General features: G+C 73.2%; 18 protein-coding genes. 6 read left to right on the top strand and 12 right to left on the bottom strand.

Annotated elements, in window-relative coordinates:
• Positions 1-4: 4 nt before the first annotated feature.
• Positions 5-382, bottom strand: a complete 378-nt coding sequence (locus ACI793_RS10465) for a hypothetical protein (protein WP_456606309.1) — start codon at positions 380-382, stop codon at positions 5-7.
• Positions 383-572: 190 nt separating this feature from the next.
• On the opposite strand from ACI793_RS10465, the gene ACI793_RS10460 reads away from it, so the two are divergent.
• Together ACI793_RS10460 and ACI793_RS10455 are read left to right on the top strand one after the other, a co-directional pair.
• Positions 573-962, top strand: a complete 390-nt coding sequence (locus ACI793_RS10460; RefSeq protein ID WP_456606308.1) for an ATP-binding protein — start codon at positions 573-575, stop codon at positions 960-962.
• A 72-nt stretch (positions 963-1,034) separates the two neighbouring features.
• Positions 1,035-1,202: a hypothetical protein gene (locus tag ACI793_RS10455; protein WP_456606307.1), complete on the top strand. Its 168-nt coding sequence runs from the start codon at positions 1,035-1,037 to the stop codon at positions 1,200-1,202.
• Positions 1,203-1,268: 66 nt separating this feature from the next.
• Here the strand turns inward: ACI793_RS10455 and ACI793_RS10450 are convergent, their stop codons facing one another.
• On the bottom strand, positions 1,269-2,582 hold the full coding sequence (locus ACI793_RS10450) for a sulfate adenylyltransferase subunit 1 (protein WP_456606306.1): 1,314 nt from the start codon (positions 2,580-2,582) through the stop codon (positions 1,269-1,271).
• A 68-nt stretch (positions 2,583-2,650) separates the two neighbouring features.
• Between ACI793_RS10450 and ACI793_RS10445 the strand changes: the two genes are divergently transcribed.
• Positions 2,651-2,872, top strand: a complete 222-nt coding sequence (locus ACI793_RS10445; RefSeq protein ID WP_456606305.1) for a hypothetical protein — start codon at positions 2,651-2,653, stop codon at positions 2,870-2,872.
• Here ACI793_RS10445 and cysD read toward each other — a convergent pair.
• From cysD to ACI793_RS10415, 6 genes are all read right to left on the bottom strand, one after another.
• Positions 2,863-3,771 (bottom strand): sulfate adenylyltransferase subunit CysD, encoded by a 909-nt coding sequence (gene cysD, locus ACI793_RS10440; protein ID WP_456606304.1) that lies wholly within the window; start codon positions 3,769-3,771, stop codon positions 2,863-2,865. The two genes, ACI793_RS10445 and cysD, sit on opposite strands and share 10 nt — an antisense overlap.
• An 84-nt stretch (positions 3,772-3,855) precedes the next feature.
• Entirely contained in the window at positions 3,856-4,593 is a 738-nt protein-coding gene (locus ACI793_RS10435; RefSeq protein ID WP_456606303.1) for an inositol monophosphatase family protein, read from the bottom strand.
• A gap of 4 nt (positions 4,594-4,597) precedes the next feature.
• Positions 4,598-5,308, bottom strand: coding sequence for a PaaI family thioesterase (locus ACI793_RS10430; RefSeq protein ID WP_456606302.1), 711 nt, complete (start codon positions 5,306-5,308; stop codon positions 4,598-4,600).
• Positions 5,309-5,330: 22 nt separating this feature from the next.
• Positions 5,331-6,860, bottom strand: a complete 1,530-nt coding sequence (locus ACI793_RS10425) for a sensor histidine kinase (protein WP_456606301.1) — start codon at positions 6,858-6,860, stop codon at positions 5,331-5,333.
• Positions 6,857-7,582: a response regulator transcription factor gene (locus ACI793_RS10420; RefSeq protein ID WP_456606300.1), complete on the bottom strand. Its 726-nt coding sequence runs from the start codon at positions 7,580-7,582 to the stop codon at positions 6,857-6,859. Before ACI793_RS10420 ends, ACI793_RS10425 begins: the two co-directional genes overlap by 4 nt.
• Before the next feature lie 184 nt (positions 7,583-7,766).
• Positions 7,767-8,573 carry a siderophore-interacting protein gene (locus tag ACI793_RS10415; protein WP_456606299.1) on the bottom strand — a complete coding sequence of 269 codons (807 nt, stop codon included), beginning with the start codon at positions 8,571-8,573 and terminating at the stop codon, positions 7,767-7,769.
• 307 nt (positions 8,574-8,880) lie between these two features.
• Here ACI793_RS10415 and ACI793_RS10410 point away from each other — a divergent pair, with 307 nt between their 5' ends.
• Both ACI793_RS10410 and ACI793_RS10405 read left to right on the top strand, forming a co-directional pair.
• On the top strand, positions 8,881-9,090 hold the full coding sequence (locus tag ACI793_RS10410) for a DUF2945 domain-containing protein (protein ID WP_456606298.1): 210 nt from the start codon (positions 8,881-8,883) through the stop codon (positions 9,088-9,090).
• Between the two features lie 38 nt (positions 9,091-9,128).
• Positions 9,129-9,593, top strand: coding sequence for a DUF2795 domain-containing protein (locus tag ACI793_RS10405; protein ID WP_456606297.1), 465 nt, complete (start codon positions 9,129-9,131; stop codon positions 9,591-9,593).
• Between the two features lie 82 nt (positions 9,594-9,675).
• Here ACI793_RS10405 and ACI793_RS10400 read toward each other — a convergent pair whose 3' ends face one another.
• Positions 9,676-10,512: a hypothetical protein gene (locus tag ACI793_RS10400; RefSeq protein ID WP_456606296.1), complete on the bottom strand. Its 837-nt coding sequence runs from the start codon at positions 10,510-10,512 to the stop codon at positions 9,676-9,678.
• A gap of 172 nt (positions 10,513-10,684) precedes the next feature.
• Here ACI793_RS10400 and ACI793_RS10395 point away from each other — a divergent pair, with 172 nt between their 5' ends.
• The gene (locus ACI793_RS10395; RefSeq protein WP_456606295.1) at positions 10,685-12,610 is read left to right on the top strand and encodes an LCP family protein; all 1,926 of its coding nucleotides are present in this window, start codon (positions 10,685-10,687) and stop codon (positions 12,608-12,610) included.
• Positions 12,611-12,707: 97 nt separating this feature from the next.
• Here the strand turns inward: ACI793_RS10395 and pstB are convergent, their stop codons facing one another.
• The 3 genes from pstB to pstC are packed head-to-tail and all read right to left on the bottom strand — an operon-like array spanning position 12,708 to position 15,545.
• Complete coding sequence (pstB, locus tag ACI793_RS10390; RefSeq protein ID WP_456606294.1) at positions 12,708-13,487, bottom strand: phosphate ABC transporter ATP-binding protein PstB; 780 nt, start codon at positions 13,485-13,487, stop codon at positions 12,708-12,710.
• A 25-nt stretch (positions 13,488-13,512) separates the two neighbouring features.
• Positions 13,513-14,592 (bottom strand): phosphate ABC transporter permease PstA, encoded by a 1,080-nt coding sequence (pstA, locus tag ACI793_RS10385; protein WP_456606293.1) that lies wholly within the window; start codon positions 14,590-14,592, stop codon positions 13,513-13,515.
• Positions 14,592-15,545: a phosphate ABC transporter permease subunit PstC gene (pstC, locus tag ACI793_RS10380; RefSeq protein ID WP_456606292.1), complete on the bottom strand. Its 954-nt coding sequence runs from the start codon at positions 15,543-15,545 to the stop codon at positions 14,592-14,594. The genes pstA and pstC overlap by 1 nt, the downstream gene beginning before the upstream one ends.
• Between the last annotated feature and the right edge of the window lie 4 nt (positions 15,546-15,549).

The raw sequence follows: 15,549 nt of genomic DNA, 5'->3' as shown, positions 1-15,549 counted from the left end.
CGCCTCACTCCGTCCGGTCCTGCGACTCCGGTTCCCGCAGCAGTGCCGAGATGCGCTGTCGGGTCACGCCGAACAGCGCGGCGATCCGGTTGATGCTGATCTGCTCCGCCTGCAGCGCGGCGGCCTGCTCGCGTCGCCAGGTGTGCCCGGCCGCGGAGAGCGACGCGAGCACGGTGGAGATCCGCTCGACGATGAGTGGGCGGGACTCGCTGGTCACGATCTCCAGCCAGGGCTCGCCTCCCTGCCGGCGGCGGAGGAGCGTCTCGGCCCGGGCGCGCGACTGGACCAGTTCGTCCACGCACCGGTCGAGCTCGGTGAGCAGGTCCGTCAGCGCCTGTTCGGCCACGTCCGGGGACGAGGTCGGACCGGCAACGTCGCCCATGACCTCCTCCTTCCGCTCGGAACCGGTTGCACACTACCAAACCGAACGGGCGTTGCGTGTAACCCCTATTGCGACGCAACAAGGGTGACACGCAATGGCCCTTGCATATGGTCGACGTCCGTGGTTGGTTGTGCGCAACGCAGTCGGCGGGTCCACCGTGGCCCGCGGCGCCGTCGCAGATCGGAGCCCGATGTCCAGTCGCAATGCCAGCTTCGATCTGCCGCCGACGGCAGGCAGCGTGCGCGTCGCGCGCCACGTGGTGCTGGAGCTGATGCGGGCCTGGGGCGTCCCGCACGACGGGGAGGACGCCGCACTCCTGGTCACCGAGCTGGTGGCCAACGTGGTGGACCACGTCGAAGGTGACGCGGTGCTGACGCTCGAGCTCGGCGCCTCGGAGGACTGGCTGCGCATCGCCGTCGTCGACGGTTCGGCCATCCGCCCGGTGGTGCGGGAGCTCTCGCTGGACGAGCCACGCGGCCGCGGCATGCGGATGGTGCAGGCGATCGCCGAGCGCTGGGGCGTCGAGGACCACCTCGGCGGCAAGCGGGTCTGGTTCGAGCTCCGCCCACCGGGGATGTGACCGGGCGGCTGGTTTGCCGCCGTCCGGGATCGGGGACGGTCAGGCAGACCACGACCGAGAGGAAGGACGGCGATGAGCGAGCCGAACAACACGCACGCCGCGGGCGAGGGTGTCTCCGACGAGGAGATGATCGAGAGCGTCGCGGGGCAGACCGACAGCGCCTCCGAGAACGCCGACACGGCGGGCAAGGACTGGAACGGCGACCCGAGCGAGGCCCCGGCCCCGACCGACCAGGCCTGACGCACCCAGCTGACCGCGGTCCCGGTTCCCCGCACGGGGGACCGGGACCGTGTGCGTCCGGGCGATCTACGGGGCGACCAGCATCCCGGCGCCGACGGTGGCGTTGGTGGCCTCGTCGACGAGGATGAACCGGCCGGTGGCCCGGTTGCGGGCGTAGTCGTCCACGAAGAGCGGCTGGGTGGTGCGCAGCCGCACCCGGCCGATGTCGTTGAGCCCGAGCTCCGCCGCGTCCTGGTCCCGGTGCAGGGTGTTGACGTCGAGCCGGTACGCCAGGTCCTTGACCACTGCCCGCACCGAGCGGGTGGTGTGCTTGACGGCCAGCCGCTGGCGCGGGCGCAGCGGCTCGTCGGCCATCCAGCAGACCAGCGCGTCGAGGTCCTGGGAGACGTGGGGCGCGTTGGCCGGCCGGCAGATCAGGTCCCCGCGCGAGACGTCGAGGTCGTCGCTGAGCCGCACGGTCACCGACATCGGCGGGAACGCCTCGTCCACCGGGCCACGCGGACCGTCGATGCCGGCGATCGTCGTCGTCAGCCCGCTGGGCAGCACCTGCACCTCGTCCCCGGTGCGCAGGACGCCGCTGGCCACCCGCCCGGCGTAGCCGCGGTAGTCGTGGTGGGCGTCGGACTGCGGCCGGATCACGTACTGGACGGGGAACCGGGTGTCGACGAGGTTCCGGTCGCTGGCCACGTGCACGTTCTCGAGGTGGTGCAGCAGCGAGGGGCCCTCGTACCAGGGCGTGTTCTCCGAGCGCGTGACGACGTTGTCGCCGTTGAGCGCCGAGATGGGGACGACGGTCAGATCGGGGATGTTCAGCTTCGCGGCGAAGGCGGTGAACTCCTCGCGGATCGCCTCGTAGGAGGCCTCCGACCAGTCGACGAGGTCCATCTTGTTGACCGCCACGACCAGGTGCGGCACCCGCAGCAGCGAGGCGAGGAAGGCGTGCCGCCGGCTCTGCTCCAGCATGCCCTTGCGGGCGTCGACGAGCACGATCGCCAGGTCCGCGGTCGAGGCGCCGGTGACCATGTTCCGGGTGTACTGCACGTGCCCGGGGGTGTCGGCGAGGATGAACGTGCGCCGCGGGGTGCTGAAGTACCGGTAGGCGACGTCGATGGTGATGCCCTGCTCCCGCTCGGCGCGCAGCCCGTCGGTCAGCAGGGCGAGGTCGACGTAGTCGCCCTTGCTGGCGCGCTCGACCGCCTCGTACTGGTCCTCGAAGACGGCCTTGCTGTCGTAGAGCAGCCGGCCGATCAGCGTGCTCTTGCCGTCGTCGACCGAGCCCGCGGTGGCGATCCGCAGGATGTCCTTGCGGGCGAGGGCGATGTCGTGGGCCTGGGCCGCGGCCGCGGAGTGCACGTCGACGGGCGCCTGGACGGGGGTCATCGGGCGGTCTCCTGGCAGCGGACGGCGGGGCGGCGCACCCTGGGGCGCGGACCCGGGGAGAGGTGCGCATGTTCGTGTTCGCGGTGGCCGCGCCCGCGCTGCTGGTCGTCGTCCTCGGCTACGCCGTGGGCTACGCGGCGGGTGCGTGGTTCAGCGGCCTGTTCGATCACGCGTCCCCGGTCGTGGCCGAGCGGGTCGGCTGGGCGACGGGCCTGCTGCTGCTGGCCGTCGTCGTGCGGGTCCTGGTCCTGCTGTGGCGTCGGCGCAAGGGTGCGGCTCATCAGAAGTAGCCCTCCTTCTTGCGGTCCTCCATGGCGGCGTCGCTGACCTTGTCGTCGCCGCGGGTGGCGCCGCGCTCGGTCATCCGGGTCACCGCGATCTCGGCGATGACCTCCTCGACCGTCGTGGCCTCCGACGGCACGGCGGCGGTCAGGTTGGCGTCGCCGACCGTGCGGTAGCGGACGGTCTCCCGGCGCACCTGCTCGCCCTCGCGGGGGCGGATGAACTCGTTGACCGCGTAGAGCATCCCCTGGCGCTCGACGACGTCGCGCTCCTGCGCGAGGTACAGCGCCGGGATCGCGATCTCCTCGCTGAGGATGTACTGCCAGATGTCGAGCTCGGTCCAGTTCGACAGGGGGAAGATCCGGATGGACTCACCGAGGTGGATCCGGCCGTTGTAGAGGTCCCAGAGCTCGGGCCGCTGGTTCTTCGGGTCCCACTGCCCGAACTCGTCGCGGAAGGAGAACATCCGTTCCTTGGCCCGCGCCTTGTCCTCGTCGCGCCGGGCCCCGCCGAACAGGGCGGTGAAGCCGTGCTCCTCCACCGCGTCGAGCAGCACCGGCGTCTGGATCCGGTTGCGGGAGCCGTTGGGCTCCTCCTTGACGGTGCCGGCGGCGATCGCGTCGGGCACCGAGGCCACGACGAGCTGCACGCCGAGCTCGGCCACCCGCTTGTCGCGGAACTCCAGCACCTCGGGGAAGTTCAGCCCGGTGTCCACGTGCATCACCGGGAACGGGATGCGGGCCGGTGCGAACGCCTTGCGGGCCAGCTCCAGCATCACGATCGAGTCCTTGCCGCCGGAGAAGAGCAGCACCGGCCGCTCGAGCTCGGCGACGACCTCGCGGATCACGTGGATGGACTCGGCCTCCAGCGTCTCCAGCTGGCTCAGCCGGTAGTCGGGCGTGGTCACGAGGGAGAGCTCCGGGGTTTCGATGGCAGGACGGCGCACCAGCACCAACCCGATCAGTTCGGTGCGGATTCCCTCCAGTGTCCGCTATCGCCCCGCGCGCACCGCAGCCAGGATGGGCGCCGCCAGCTCCGGACGACAGACGACCAGGTCGGGCAGGGCGGTCTCGGCGGCGTTGTAGACCAGCGGGGCGCCGTCGATCCGGCTCGTCGCCAGCCCGGCGGCGCGCGCGACGGCGACCGGCGCGGCGGAGTCCCACTGGTACATCCCGCCGGCGTGCACGTAGGCGTCGACCTCCCCGCGCACCACCGCGAGCACCTTGTAGCCGGCCGATCCCATCGGCACGAGCTCGCCGCCCAGGGCCCGCGCGACGGTCTCGGCCTCGGCCGGCGGGCGGGTGCGGCTGACGGCGATCCGGACCGGTCCGTCACGCCGGGCCGGAGACGGCGGTGCCGGCTCGGTGACGTGGACCTCGCCGAGCGCAGGGAGGGCCACGGCGGACGACGACAGCCCGCCGTCGGCCCAGAGGGCGACGTGCACCGCCCAGTCCGAGCGCCCCGCCTCGCCGTACTCGCGGGTGCCGTCGAGCGGGTCGACGATCCACACGCGGTCGGCCGACAGCCGCCGGTCGTCGTCGGCGGCCTCCTCGCTCAGCACGGCGTCGCCCGGTCGCTCGGCGGCGAGCACGGCGCTGATCGCCTCCTGCGCCGCGGCGTCGCCGGCGTCCCCGAGCGCGCGACCGGTCAGCGCGCCGTCGGCCCGCAGGGCCAGCAGCACCTCGGCCGCTGCGCGGGCGGCGCGGGCCGCGACCGCGACGTCGTCCACCGGGTCAGGCCAGCCGGAGCGCGGTCGCGTCACCGGGGCGCCGCGGCGGGGCGTGGTTGCCGGAGGCGTCGGTGATCGCGCCGAAGTAGGCCGCCTGCTTCTCGGGCCGGGGCAGGACGAACAGGCCGCGCGCCTCCACGAGGATCTTCTCCGGCGCCGACGCGAGCGCGATGGTGCCCGAGATGTGCGCCTTCCGCCCCTCGTGCGACTCCACCCGGGCGCGCAGCACCAGGGGCGTCTGCAGCGGCAACGGTCCGCGGTAGTCCAGCTCGAGGTGGGCGGTCATGCCCCACAGGCCCGCGGCGCCCGCCGCGCTGCCCAGCATCTGGTCCATGAACAGCGCGCTCATGCCGCCGTGCACGAAGCTGGGCGGGCCCTCGTAGGCCAGGCCCAGGGTCGCCTCGGCGACGACGCCGTCGCCCTCGACGCGCACGACCAGCGGCGGTGCCATCGGGTTGGCGATGCCGGTGACCGGGTTGAACACCCGGCGCCCCTCCGACGGGTCGTCGAGGCGGGGCAGCTGGGACACCGACCGGCGGGTGCCGCCGATCCGGGCGGTGGCCGCGCGCACCAGCTCGGCCGCCGCGGCGACCTCGCCGGCGGGGGCGGCGGTGGTCACCGACGCCTCGATCAGCTCGCGGAGGGCGTCGCCCAGTTCGGTCGTCACGGTCATCAGCTCGGCGTCGGGGGCGGCGCCGCCGTCGTTCGAAGTCACGTTCGAATGGTGACAGGCACCCTCAGCCGGGCCGGTCGGCGGCCCCGTCCGCGGCGGTGGGCGCGGGCTCCGCAGGGCCGGAGCGGCGGAGGCGGACGGTGAACGTGGCGCCCCGTCCCGGTGCGGTGTCCAGGGTGATCGTTCCGCCGTGCGCCGCGACGAGGGAGGCGACGATCGACAGCCCGAGCCCCGAGCCGCCGGCCTCGGCGCCCCCGCCGTTGCGGGTGCGGGAGCCGTCGGCCCGGTAGAACCGCTCGAAGGCGCGGTCGGCGTCGGCGGCGTCCATGCCCGGCCCCTCGTCGGCGACCCGGAGCAGCAGGACGTCGTCGTCGGCGTCCTCCGCCACGGTCACGGTGACCCGCGTGCCCGGCGGCGTGTGCGTGAGCGCGTTGGTGACCAGGTTGCCCACGACCTGGCGCAGCCGGCCCTCGTCGCCGAGCACGACCGGGACGTCGGCGAGGGACTCGTCCAGGTGCAGGGCGATGGGCCGGTCGGGCTGCACGGCGCGGGCGTCGTGCACCGCGTCACCGGCGATCTCGGCGAGGTCGACCGGGGTGAGGTTCAGCGGCCGGCGCTGGTCCAGGCGGGCCAGCAGCAGCAGGTCCTCGACGAGGACGCCCATCCGGCCGCCCTCGGCCTCGATGCGGGCCATCAGGCGGGCGACGTCCTCGTCGGAGCTCACCGCCCCCTGGCGGTAGAGCTCGGCGAACCCGCGGATCGACGTCAGCGGCGTGCGGAGCTCGTGGCTGGCGTCGGCGACGAAGCGGCGCATCTTCTCCTCCGAGCCGCGGGCCTCGGCCTCGGAGGCCTGCTGCGCGCGGAAGGCGCTCTCGATGCGGGCCAGCATCCCGTTGAGCGCGGTGGACAGCCGGCCCACCTCCGTGCGGGAGTCGCCCTCGGGCACCCGCTGGGAGAGGTCGCCGGCGGCGATGGCCTGCGCGGTGCGCTCCACCTCGGCCAGCGGACGCAGGGCGTTGCGGACGAGCAGGTAGCCGGCAGCGCCGAGGAGCGTCAGGATGATCAGCCCGACGACGAGTTCGATGCGGACGAGCCGGGCGATGGCCTTGTCGTCGCCCTCGAGGTCGACACCGACGACGAGCGTGTAGCCCTGGGGCAGCTGGCCGGTCATGACCCGCCACCTGGACCCGTCGTCGGCGCGGACGGTCATCGGGCGCTGGGACAGTTCGCCGGCGTCCACCTGGTCGGCCTCGATTTCCGGGATGCCGCGCTCCTCCGGCGGCCCCTGCAAGGCGACCACCGCGTCCGAACCCGGCGCCAGGCAGCCGAAGTAGGCGGCCTGCGGTCCTGCCTGGTAGTCACCCTTGAGACACGCCCCGAAGACCTGCGGGTTTGGGTCGCTGACCGCCGCGCGGAGTGCGTCGTCCTGCTGGTCGCGCAGGTAGTCGCGCAGCAGGGAGGTGGTGGCGAAACCGGTTGCCAGCAGGGCGAGGCTGAGCAGCACCACCATCAGCGCGACGAGGGTGACGCGCAGGGGGACCCGCCCGGGTCGGACCCGCCCGGGTTCCCGAGAGACGAGCGGGGTGGACGTCACGCGCCGCGGGGGAGCCGCAGGGTGTAGCCGACCCCGCGGATGGTGTGCAGCAGGCGCGGCTCGGTGGTGTCGATCTTGCGACGCAGGTAGGAGATGTAGGACTCGACGACGTTGGCCTCGCCGTTGAAGTCGTAGTTCCACACGTGGTCGAGGATCTGTGCCTTGGACAGCACCCGCCCGGCGTTGGCCATGAGGTAGCGCAGCAGCTTGAACTCCGTCGGCGACAGGCTGATCAGCGTGCCCGCCTTGATGACCTCGTGGCTCTCCTCGTCCAGCTCGATGTCGGCGAAGGTGAGCCGCGGCGCCTCGGCCGCCGCCTGCTGGGCGCCGGCGGTGCGCCGCAGCACCGCCCGGATGCGGGCGATGACCTCGTCGAGGCTGAACGGCTTGGTGACGTAGTCGTCGCCGCCCAGCGTGAGGCCGGAGACCTTGTCCGCGGCGGCGTCCCGCGCGGTCAGGAACAGCACCGGCGTGTGCTTCCCGGACTCCCGCATCCGGCGGACGACGCCGAACCCGTCGAGCCCCGGCATCATCACATCGAGCACCAGCATGTCGGGCCGGAACGACTCGGCCAGCGCGAGCGCCTGCTGGCCGTCGGCGGCCGTGGCGACCTCGAAGCCCGCGTAGCGCAGGCTCGCCGAGAGCAGCTCGCGGATGTTGGGCTCGTCGTCCACCACGAGCAGCCGTGCCTCGGGGGTCCGGTTCTGGGGGCTACCGGCCACGGATCCTCCGGTCGAGCGAGCGGGTGCCGTCGTCATGCGCCCGAGCCTCCCGGGCCGAGCTGCGGTCGGTCTGGACGCTACCTGTGAGCTGGCTGGGAAGCGCTCGGTCGGCCGTGTCCGACTGGCCGGCTTCCGCGCGCCGGTCCGCTCCTCGCTCGTTCCTCGCTGCGGTGCTCCGGCGCTGTCAGCCGGCGGGCGACATCGCGCGGCCGCGACGCCAGTACCCGATGGCGTGGTGCTGCGCCCGGCTCAGGCCCCACCGGCTCCGCAGGTCGGCGCGGATCGCGCGGACGGCGGCGGACTCGGCTCCTACCCAGGCGAACAGGTCGTCGGTGGCGGGCCGCTCCAGGGCGGCGACGGCGTCGACCAGCAGGGTGCTCTCTCCCGGTGGGGTGCCCATCCGGTGCAGCCAGTGCACGGCGATGCCGGCGGGTGCGGCCAGCGGCTGCTCCTCCTCCGGGCCGGCCACCTCGAGGAACGCCACACCGGTCGTCGTCGGAGCGGCGTTGGCGAGCAGCCTGCTGATCGCGGGCAGTGCTGTCTCGTCCCCGGCGAGCAGCAGCCACGAGGCAGGGCGGTCCGCGAGGGACGCCGCCCCCGCGACGGCGAGCAGCGCACCGGGCCGCGCGGCGGCGGCCCAGGCGGCGGCCGGCCCGTCGCCGTGCAGCACGAAGTCGATCTCCAGCTCGCCGGCGGCGGGGTCCTGCCGCCGCGCCGTGTAGCTGCGCAGCGCGACGCCGTGGCTGCCCTCGGGCCAGACGATGCGGCCGTCGCGCTGGATGCGGGGCCACCGGGGCTCGGCGTCCCCGACCCGCGGCACCAGCAGGTTCACCGTCGGACCCGCGGCGGCGACGGCGTCCGGGCTGCCGGCCAGCAGCACGCGGCGGACCGACGGCGTGACGTCGCTGACCGCGGTGACGGTGAGGACCTCGACGGCGCGCAACCCGTCGGAGGCGGGGCCGTCGAGGGAGACCCCGTCGATGGAGAACATGGGTCGGAGGCTAATCGGCGGCGGCGTGGGCCGACCCGGCCGTCCCCGGGGGAATGGGGTCGACCGGGCCGGCGATCGCGGACGGCTGGGCTCACGCACGGTGACGACGGGTGGGGGTCGGCACGCTGGGCAAGGCCCGATTCTTCGTCGGTGACCACGCTAGGTGATCGATCGCCTCCTGGCAGCGCCCGCACGGGTGACGCCCGCTCCCGAACGGGTGATCGAGCCGCGGGTCGCGGGGATGTGTGTGCGGGGGCCGGGGCGGGCACGGGACCTCAACCCGGCCCACCATCGCGAGGAGCCCGTCATGGCCGACCAACTGGAGAAGGGTGACCACGTCACCTGGCAGAGCCACGGGAACACGACCGAGGGGACCGTGGAACGGAAGATCACCTCGGAAACCGAGGCCTCCGGGCGCACCGTGCGCGCCAGCAAGGACGAGCCGCAGTACGAGGTGACGAGCGACAAGAGCGGCCGCACCGCGGTGCACAAGCCCTCGGCGCTCGACAAGGACTGACCGCCCGGCACTCGCCGGGACAAGCGACAGGAGACGACGTGACCGAGTCCGGAGACGACTTCGCCGGCGCCAGCCAGCGGAGCACCAAGCACAACCCGCGGGTCGACGAGGGGCTGGAGCACGAGATCCAGGGGATGCTCAAGGCCGAGCGGTCCACGCGCGCGAACGAGTGGCGCGAGGTGGAGCCGGTCGCCGAGGGCGGCCCCGACATCGACGCCGACCCGGCAGGCACGCTCGTCGGGGGCACGCCGGTCGGGATGGGCCCCGACGCGGTCGTCGCCCGCACGGAGCTGGCCCGCTGGCTGGACCGGGCCGACTTCCCGAGCACCGGACCCGAACTGGTCGAGGCGGCCCGGGACCACCGGGCGCCCGATGTGGTGGCGGCCGAGCTCGAGCGGCTGCCCGCGGACCAGACCTTCGAGCGCATCGGCGACGTCGTCCGGGCGCTGGGGTACCCGACCGAGACCGGTCCGGGTCCGGGTGCCACGGAGCCCCAGGCCTAGGCGCAGCCGCACGACCGTCCGCAGCGGCCGCCTCCCCCCGCTCGACGGTGGGCGAGGCGGCCGCTGCCGCGGGTCTCCAGGCCTAGCTGCTCTCCTCCTGTGCCTCCCCGGCGATCTCCTCCGCGCCACGGCGACGGAACAGCTTGGAGCCCGGGAACCCCTTCACCACCTGACGCATGTCCTGCACCGTGTCGACCAGGTCGTTCAGGTTCGGCCCCACGTCGCCCAGGGTCTCCAGGACCGGCAGGATGTCCTCGTCGAGGTGGATGATCAGCTGCGGCAGCCGGTCGACGAGGGTGATCAGCGCCTGGACCTCGGCCGGCTCGAAGCTGGCGGCCAGCTTCCGCACGGAGGGCGCCAGTGCCGTGAGGGCCGGCGCGTAGTCCTCCAGCATCGGCTCGACCCGCCCGACCATGCCCTCCGCGCGCCCGACGAGGGAGTCGGCGCGCGACGACGTGGTCTCGACCGCCCCGATGGCCGCGTCGGCCAGGGTGTTCGTGCGGCCGACGGCCTCGATGGCGGCGTCGGCCAGGGTGTTCGTGCGACCGACGGCCTCGATGGCCGCGTCGGCCAGGTCGTTCGTGCGACCGACGGCCTCGATGGCGGTGTCGGCCTTCGCGTTGGTCTGCGACACCGCCTCGATGGCGGCGTCGGCCTTCGCGTTGGTCTGCGCCACGGCCTCGATGGCGGCGTCGGCCTGGTCGTTGGTCCGGGCCACGCCGGCGATCAGCTCGTCCGCGCGGCCGACCACCCCGTCGACCCGCTCCAGGAGCCCGGAGACCTGGTCGAGCAGCTCCTCCACCCGCCCCAGCACCGCCGCCGCCCGCGGGACCAGGGCGAGAACGTCCGCCATCCCGTCGCGCGCGCCGGTCACGGCGGCGACGACGTCGGAGGGGCCGGGCAGGGAAGGCAGTCTCACCTGTCGCACGCTACGCACGTCGCCGGTCGGGCACATCTCGGTGGGACACCATCGGATGGTGCTGATCCGGGCACTCTGCGTTGCGCGCGTCGGGGGAGCGTCGTGGCTCGCCCCCGTATCGTGGAGGGCTGGCGCCTCCGGGCGCGGGACCAGAGCGGACCACGAACAGAGGGTGTCCACACCGGTGGGGGACGAGCCGACGGCCGACGACGCGGGCAACCGCGGCGTCCCCGACGGCTCCCGGCGACACCGCGGCGGCTCCGAGCCGCTCACCGTCGAGCAGCTGCTCGCGCGTTCGGGAAGCACCGGGGGCGGCCGCCGTGCGGCCCGCCGTGCGGGGAACCTGCCCTCCGCGCCGGCCGCACCGCCGCCGGGCGTGCGCAACGGGCTGCCACCGGTGCCCGGCGCGAGCACCACCCCGCCGCCCGCGCCGCAGGCCGGCCTGCCGCCGGTACCGGGTGCCCCGCCGCCCGCGCCGCAGGCCGGCCTGCCGCCGGTACCGGGTGCCCCGTCGCGGCCCGTCCGGCCACCGACGCCGGGAGCGCCGGCCGACTGGGCGCCCGAGCCCCGGCCCTCGCGCCGGAGCGGTCCGATCCCCCCGCTGCCCGGAACGGTCCCGCCGCCACGCACCGGCAGCACCCGGATGCGTCCTCCGCGGCCGGCGCCCCGGACGCCCGGGCGCCGACGGCTGGTCCGGACCGCGGCCGCGCTGGCGGCCGTCGCGGGCGTGGTCCTGCTCTACCACCTGGGGCTGTACTTCTACGTCGACCAGAAGATCAACCGTGTCGACGCCCTGGCGACCGACGGACCGGAGATCCTGGCCGCCCAGCTGCAGGAGGCCTCGGAGACCTACCTCGTCGTCGGCACCGGTGTCCCGGACCAGGACGGTCCGTCCTCGGTGGCGACGCTGCTCGCCTCGGTGTCCGACGACGGGGAGCGCGCCGTGCTCGTCGGCTTCCCGCCGACGGCACTGGTCGACACCCCCATGTGCCGCACGGCCGACGGCGAGGTGCGCGCGCCCACGACGGAGGTCTTCGCCCGGTCGCTCCTCGACGGTGGGCCGGCCTGCATGGTGCGCGCGGTGCAGCAGCTGTCCGGGGTGGAGATCGACCACTACCTCGGGGTGGACCTGGCGCGCCTGCCCGGGATGGTGGACGCGCTGGGCGGCGTCCCGGTGTGCGTCGTGCCCTCGCGGGCGACGGCCGCGGCCGCCGTGCCGCCCCCGGCCGGTCCGTCGGAGTTCTCCGGTGACACGGCGGCCGGCTACCTGCGGCCCGCGGGCGACGGCAGCGACGCCACGGGTACCGCCGTCGCGGAGCGCACCCAGCGGTTGCTCACCTCGACGCTGCGGGCGGCGATGTCGCGGGACAACGTGCTCGATCCGGTCACGCTCGCCCGCTTCCTCACCCGGGCGGCCGGGGCCCTGACCGTCGACGAGCAGACGACCCTCGGCGACCTCCGGGAACTCGCCACCTCCCTGGGCGCCGTCTCCGGCGACGCCGTGGTGCGGACCGGGCTCCCGGTGGCGCAGGTGGGCCACGTCCCCGTCGGCGGCGACGAGAGCTACGTGCTGCTCGACGGGGCGGGCACCCGCTCCCTGTTCGACGCGGTGATCGACGGCAGCCGGGTCCCCGAGGGCTTCGCCGCCGAGACCGACGCGCCGGCCCCTCCGCCGGGGGACGAGGCGGCAGAGCCGCGCCCGGCGGCCGACCCGGGCACCGCCGTGCTGCCGCCGGCCGACGTGGCCGTCGACGTGCTCAACGGGACCGGTACCCGGGGCCTGGCCGCCACCGTCGCCGATGCGCTCCGGGGCGAGGGCTTCGTCGTCGGCGCCGTCGGTAACGCCGAGGGCACGGTGAGCCAGTCCGTGGTGCGGCACGGACCGGGGATGGTCGCGCAGGCGCGCACCGTGGCCGCCGCCGTCCCCGGCGCGGTGCTGCAGGGCAGCGACTCCATCGGGGAGAGCGTGCAGCTGGTCATCGGTCCCGGATACGAGTCCGTGGTGCCGGTGCCGCCCCCGGCGGCCGCTGCTCCGGAGCCGGTGGCGGACACGAGAGCGGCCGCCCCCGAGGTGGAGGCGGCCGCAGTCAGGTGTTAGATCGCGATCCTCCGGATCGCACCGCGACCACCTGCCGTCCCCCGGTGCGCGGAGCGCGTCCGTCGCTCGGTCGCTCGGTCGGGACCATGCGAAGAACTCAGCCGAAGCGCCCGGAGATGTAGTCCTCGGTCGCCTTCTCGTCAGGGTTGCTGAAGATCTTCTCGGTCGGGTTGAACTCGATCAGCCGCCCCGGCTGGCCGACGCCGTTCAGGTTGAAGAACCCGGTCTGCTCGCTCACGCGCGCGGCCTGCTGCATGTTGTGCGTGACGATCACGATGGTGAACCGCTCCTTGAGCTCGGCCATGAGGTCCTCGATGGCGAGTGTGGAGATCGGGTCGAGGGCGGAGCACGGCTCGTCCATCAGCAGCACGTCGGGCTCCACGGCGATCGCCCGGGCGATGCACAGCCGCTGCTGCTGCCCGCCGGAGAGGCCCGAACCGGGACGGTCGAGCCGGTCCTTGACCTCGTTCCAGAGGTTGGCGCCCTGGAGTGACTTCTCGACCAGGTCGTCGGTCTCGGACTTCTTCATCTTCTTGGCGTTCAGCCGCATGCCGGCGGTGACGTTGTCGTAGATGGACATCGTCGGGAACGGGTTGGGCCGCTGGAACACCATGCCGATCTGCCGGCGGACGGTGACCGGGTCGGAGTCGGCGCCGTAGAGGTCCTGGCCGTCCATGACGACCTTGCCCTCCACGCGGGCGCCCGGGATGACCTCGTGCATCCGGTTCAGCGCACGCAGGAACGTGGACTTGCCGCAGCCGGACGGCCCGATCAGCGCGGTGATGCTGCGCGGCTCGATCGAGACGTTGACACCCTGGACCGCCAGGAACTTGCTGTAGTAGATATCGAGGTCGGACACCTCGATGCGCTTGGCCATGGGTGGTCCCTTCCGGGGAGGTCGGTCAGCTGGTCTTGGGGGCGAAGAATCGGCTGATCAGGCGGGCGATCACGTTGAGACCCATGACCAGGATGATGAGGACGAGTGCCGCCGTCCAGGCCCGGTCGATGGCGTTCTCCGGCGGTACACCCGGCTGGGTCAGCTGGTAGTACGCGTAGACCGGCAGCGTGGCCATGCGGCCGTCGAACGGGTTGAAGTTCGTCGCGTTCGTGATGCCGACGGTGACCAGGAGCGGAGCGGTCTCCCCGATGACCCGCGCGATGGCCAGGGTGACGCCGGTACCCAGGCCGGCGATGGCGGTGGGGATCACCACCTTCGTGATGGTCCGCCACTTGGGGACGCCGAGGGCGTACGCCGCCTCGCGCAGCTCGTGGGGGACCAGCTTGAGCACCTCCTCGGCCGAGCGGACGACCACCGGGATCATCAGCACGGACAGCGCGATCGCGCCCATGATGCCGAGGCGGACGCCCGGACCGAAGAAGATCACGAACAACGCGTAGGCGAAGAGGCCCGCGACGATGGACGGGATGCCGGTCATCACGTCGACGAAGAAGGTGATCGACCTCTTGAGCCGGCCGGAGCCGTACTCGACGAGGTAGATCGCCGTCATCAACCCGATCGGCACGGAGATCAGCGTGGCGAGGAGCGTGATGATCAGCGTGCCCATGATCGCGTGGTAGGCGCCGCCGCCGGCGCCGATGATGCCGACGAGCGAGGAGCCGAAGAATTCACCGTCGAAGCGCTCGGCCCCGCGGCGGATCACCTCGTAGGCCAGCGACACGAGCGGCACCATCGCGATCCCGAAGGCGGCGGTGACCAGGCACGTGACCAGCCGGTCGACCGCGCGGCGCTGACCTTCGACCACCCGCGACACCGCGTAGACCGCGATGGTCCCGAGGACCACGGTGTAGATCACCAGCAGGACGATGTTCGTGCTGGTGGCCAGCCCCACCAGGTACGCGACGGCGAACGCCCCGGCGAAGCACGCCCAGGGCGCCCAGTTGGGGAGCTTGCCGGACGGGCGGCCGTGCGGAGTGGTGGCCACGTCCGTGCGGGCCGGGCCCTGCTGGGTCGACGTGCTCATCAGTTGGCTCCGGAGAAGTCGGCCCGGCGGTTGACGATCCAGCGGGCGAGCATGTTGACCAGCAGCGTGATGATGAAGAGCACCAGGCCGCTGGCGATCAGCGTGTTGACGGCGAGCCCGGTGGACTCCGGGAACTGCAACGCGATGTTGGCGGCGATGGTCTGCGGGTTCGCGCTGGAGATGAGCGCGAAGGTGATACCGGCGGCGGAGCCGGAGAGGATGATGGCGACCGCCATGGTCTCGCCCAGCGCGCGGCCGAGGCCCAGCATGGCGCCGCCGATGACGCCGGACTTCCCGTAGGGGATCACAGCCATCTTGATCATCTCCCAGCGGGTGGCCCCGAGGGCGAGCGCGGCCTCCCGGTGCAGCGACGGCACCTGGCTGAAGACCTCGCGGGAGATGGCGCTGACGATGGGCAGGATCATCACAGCCAGGACGAGGCCGATCGTCAGCATCGTCCGGCCGGTGGACGAGACAGGTCCGGCGAAGAGCGGGATGAACCCGAAGTTCTCCTCGAGCCAGCGGTAGAACGGGACCAGCCGCGGGGCCAGCCAGGCGATCCCCCAGAAGCCGTACACGATGCTCGGGATGGCGGCGAGCAGGTCGACGACATAGCCGAGGACCTGGGCCAGCCGGCGCGGCGCGTAGTGGGTGATGAACAGCGCGATGCCGACGGCCAGTGGGGTGGCCACCAGGAGGGCGATGGTCGCCGACAGCAGCGTGCCGAAGACCAGCGGCCAGACGTAGGACATCAGCCCTTCGTCCCCGGGGATGTCCTCCGCCGGGGCGGTCAGCGCCGGGACGGACTCGGTGACGAGGAAGAGCGACACGCCGGCGAGGATGACCAGGATCAGGATCCCGGCCGCCTTCGCGCTGCCGGAGAAGATCCGGTCGCCGGGGCGTCGGACCGGGGGAGGGGCCGTCGGCTCGTGGGGTGGGCTGGTGACTGTCACCGGT

The sequence above is a fragment of the Blastococcus sp. SYSU DS0617 genome, from assembly GCF_054051075.1.
Note: the sequence above shows the minus strand (reverse complement) of the source record. Positions and strands in the feature narration are given on the sequence as shown.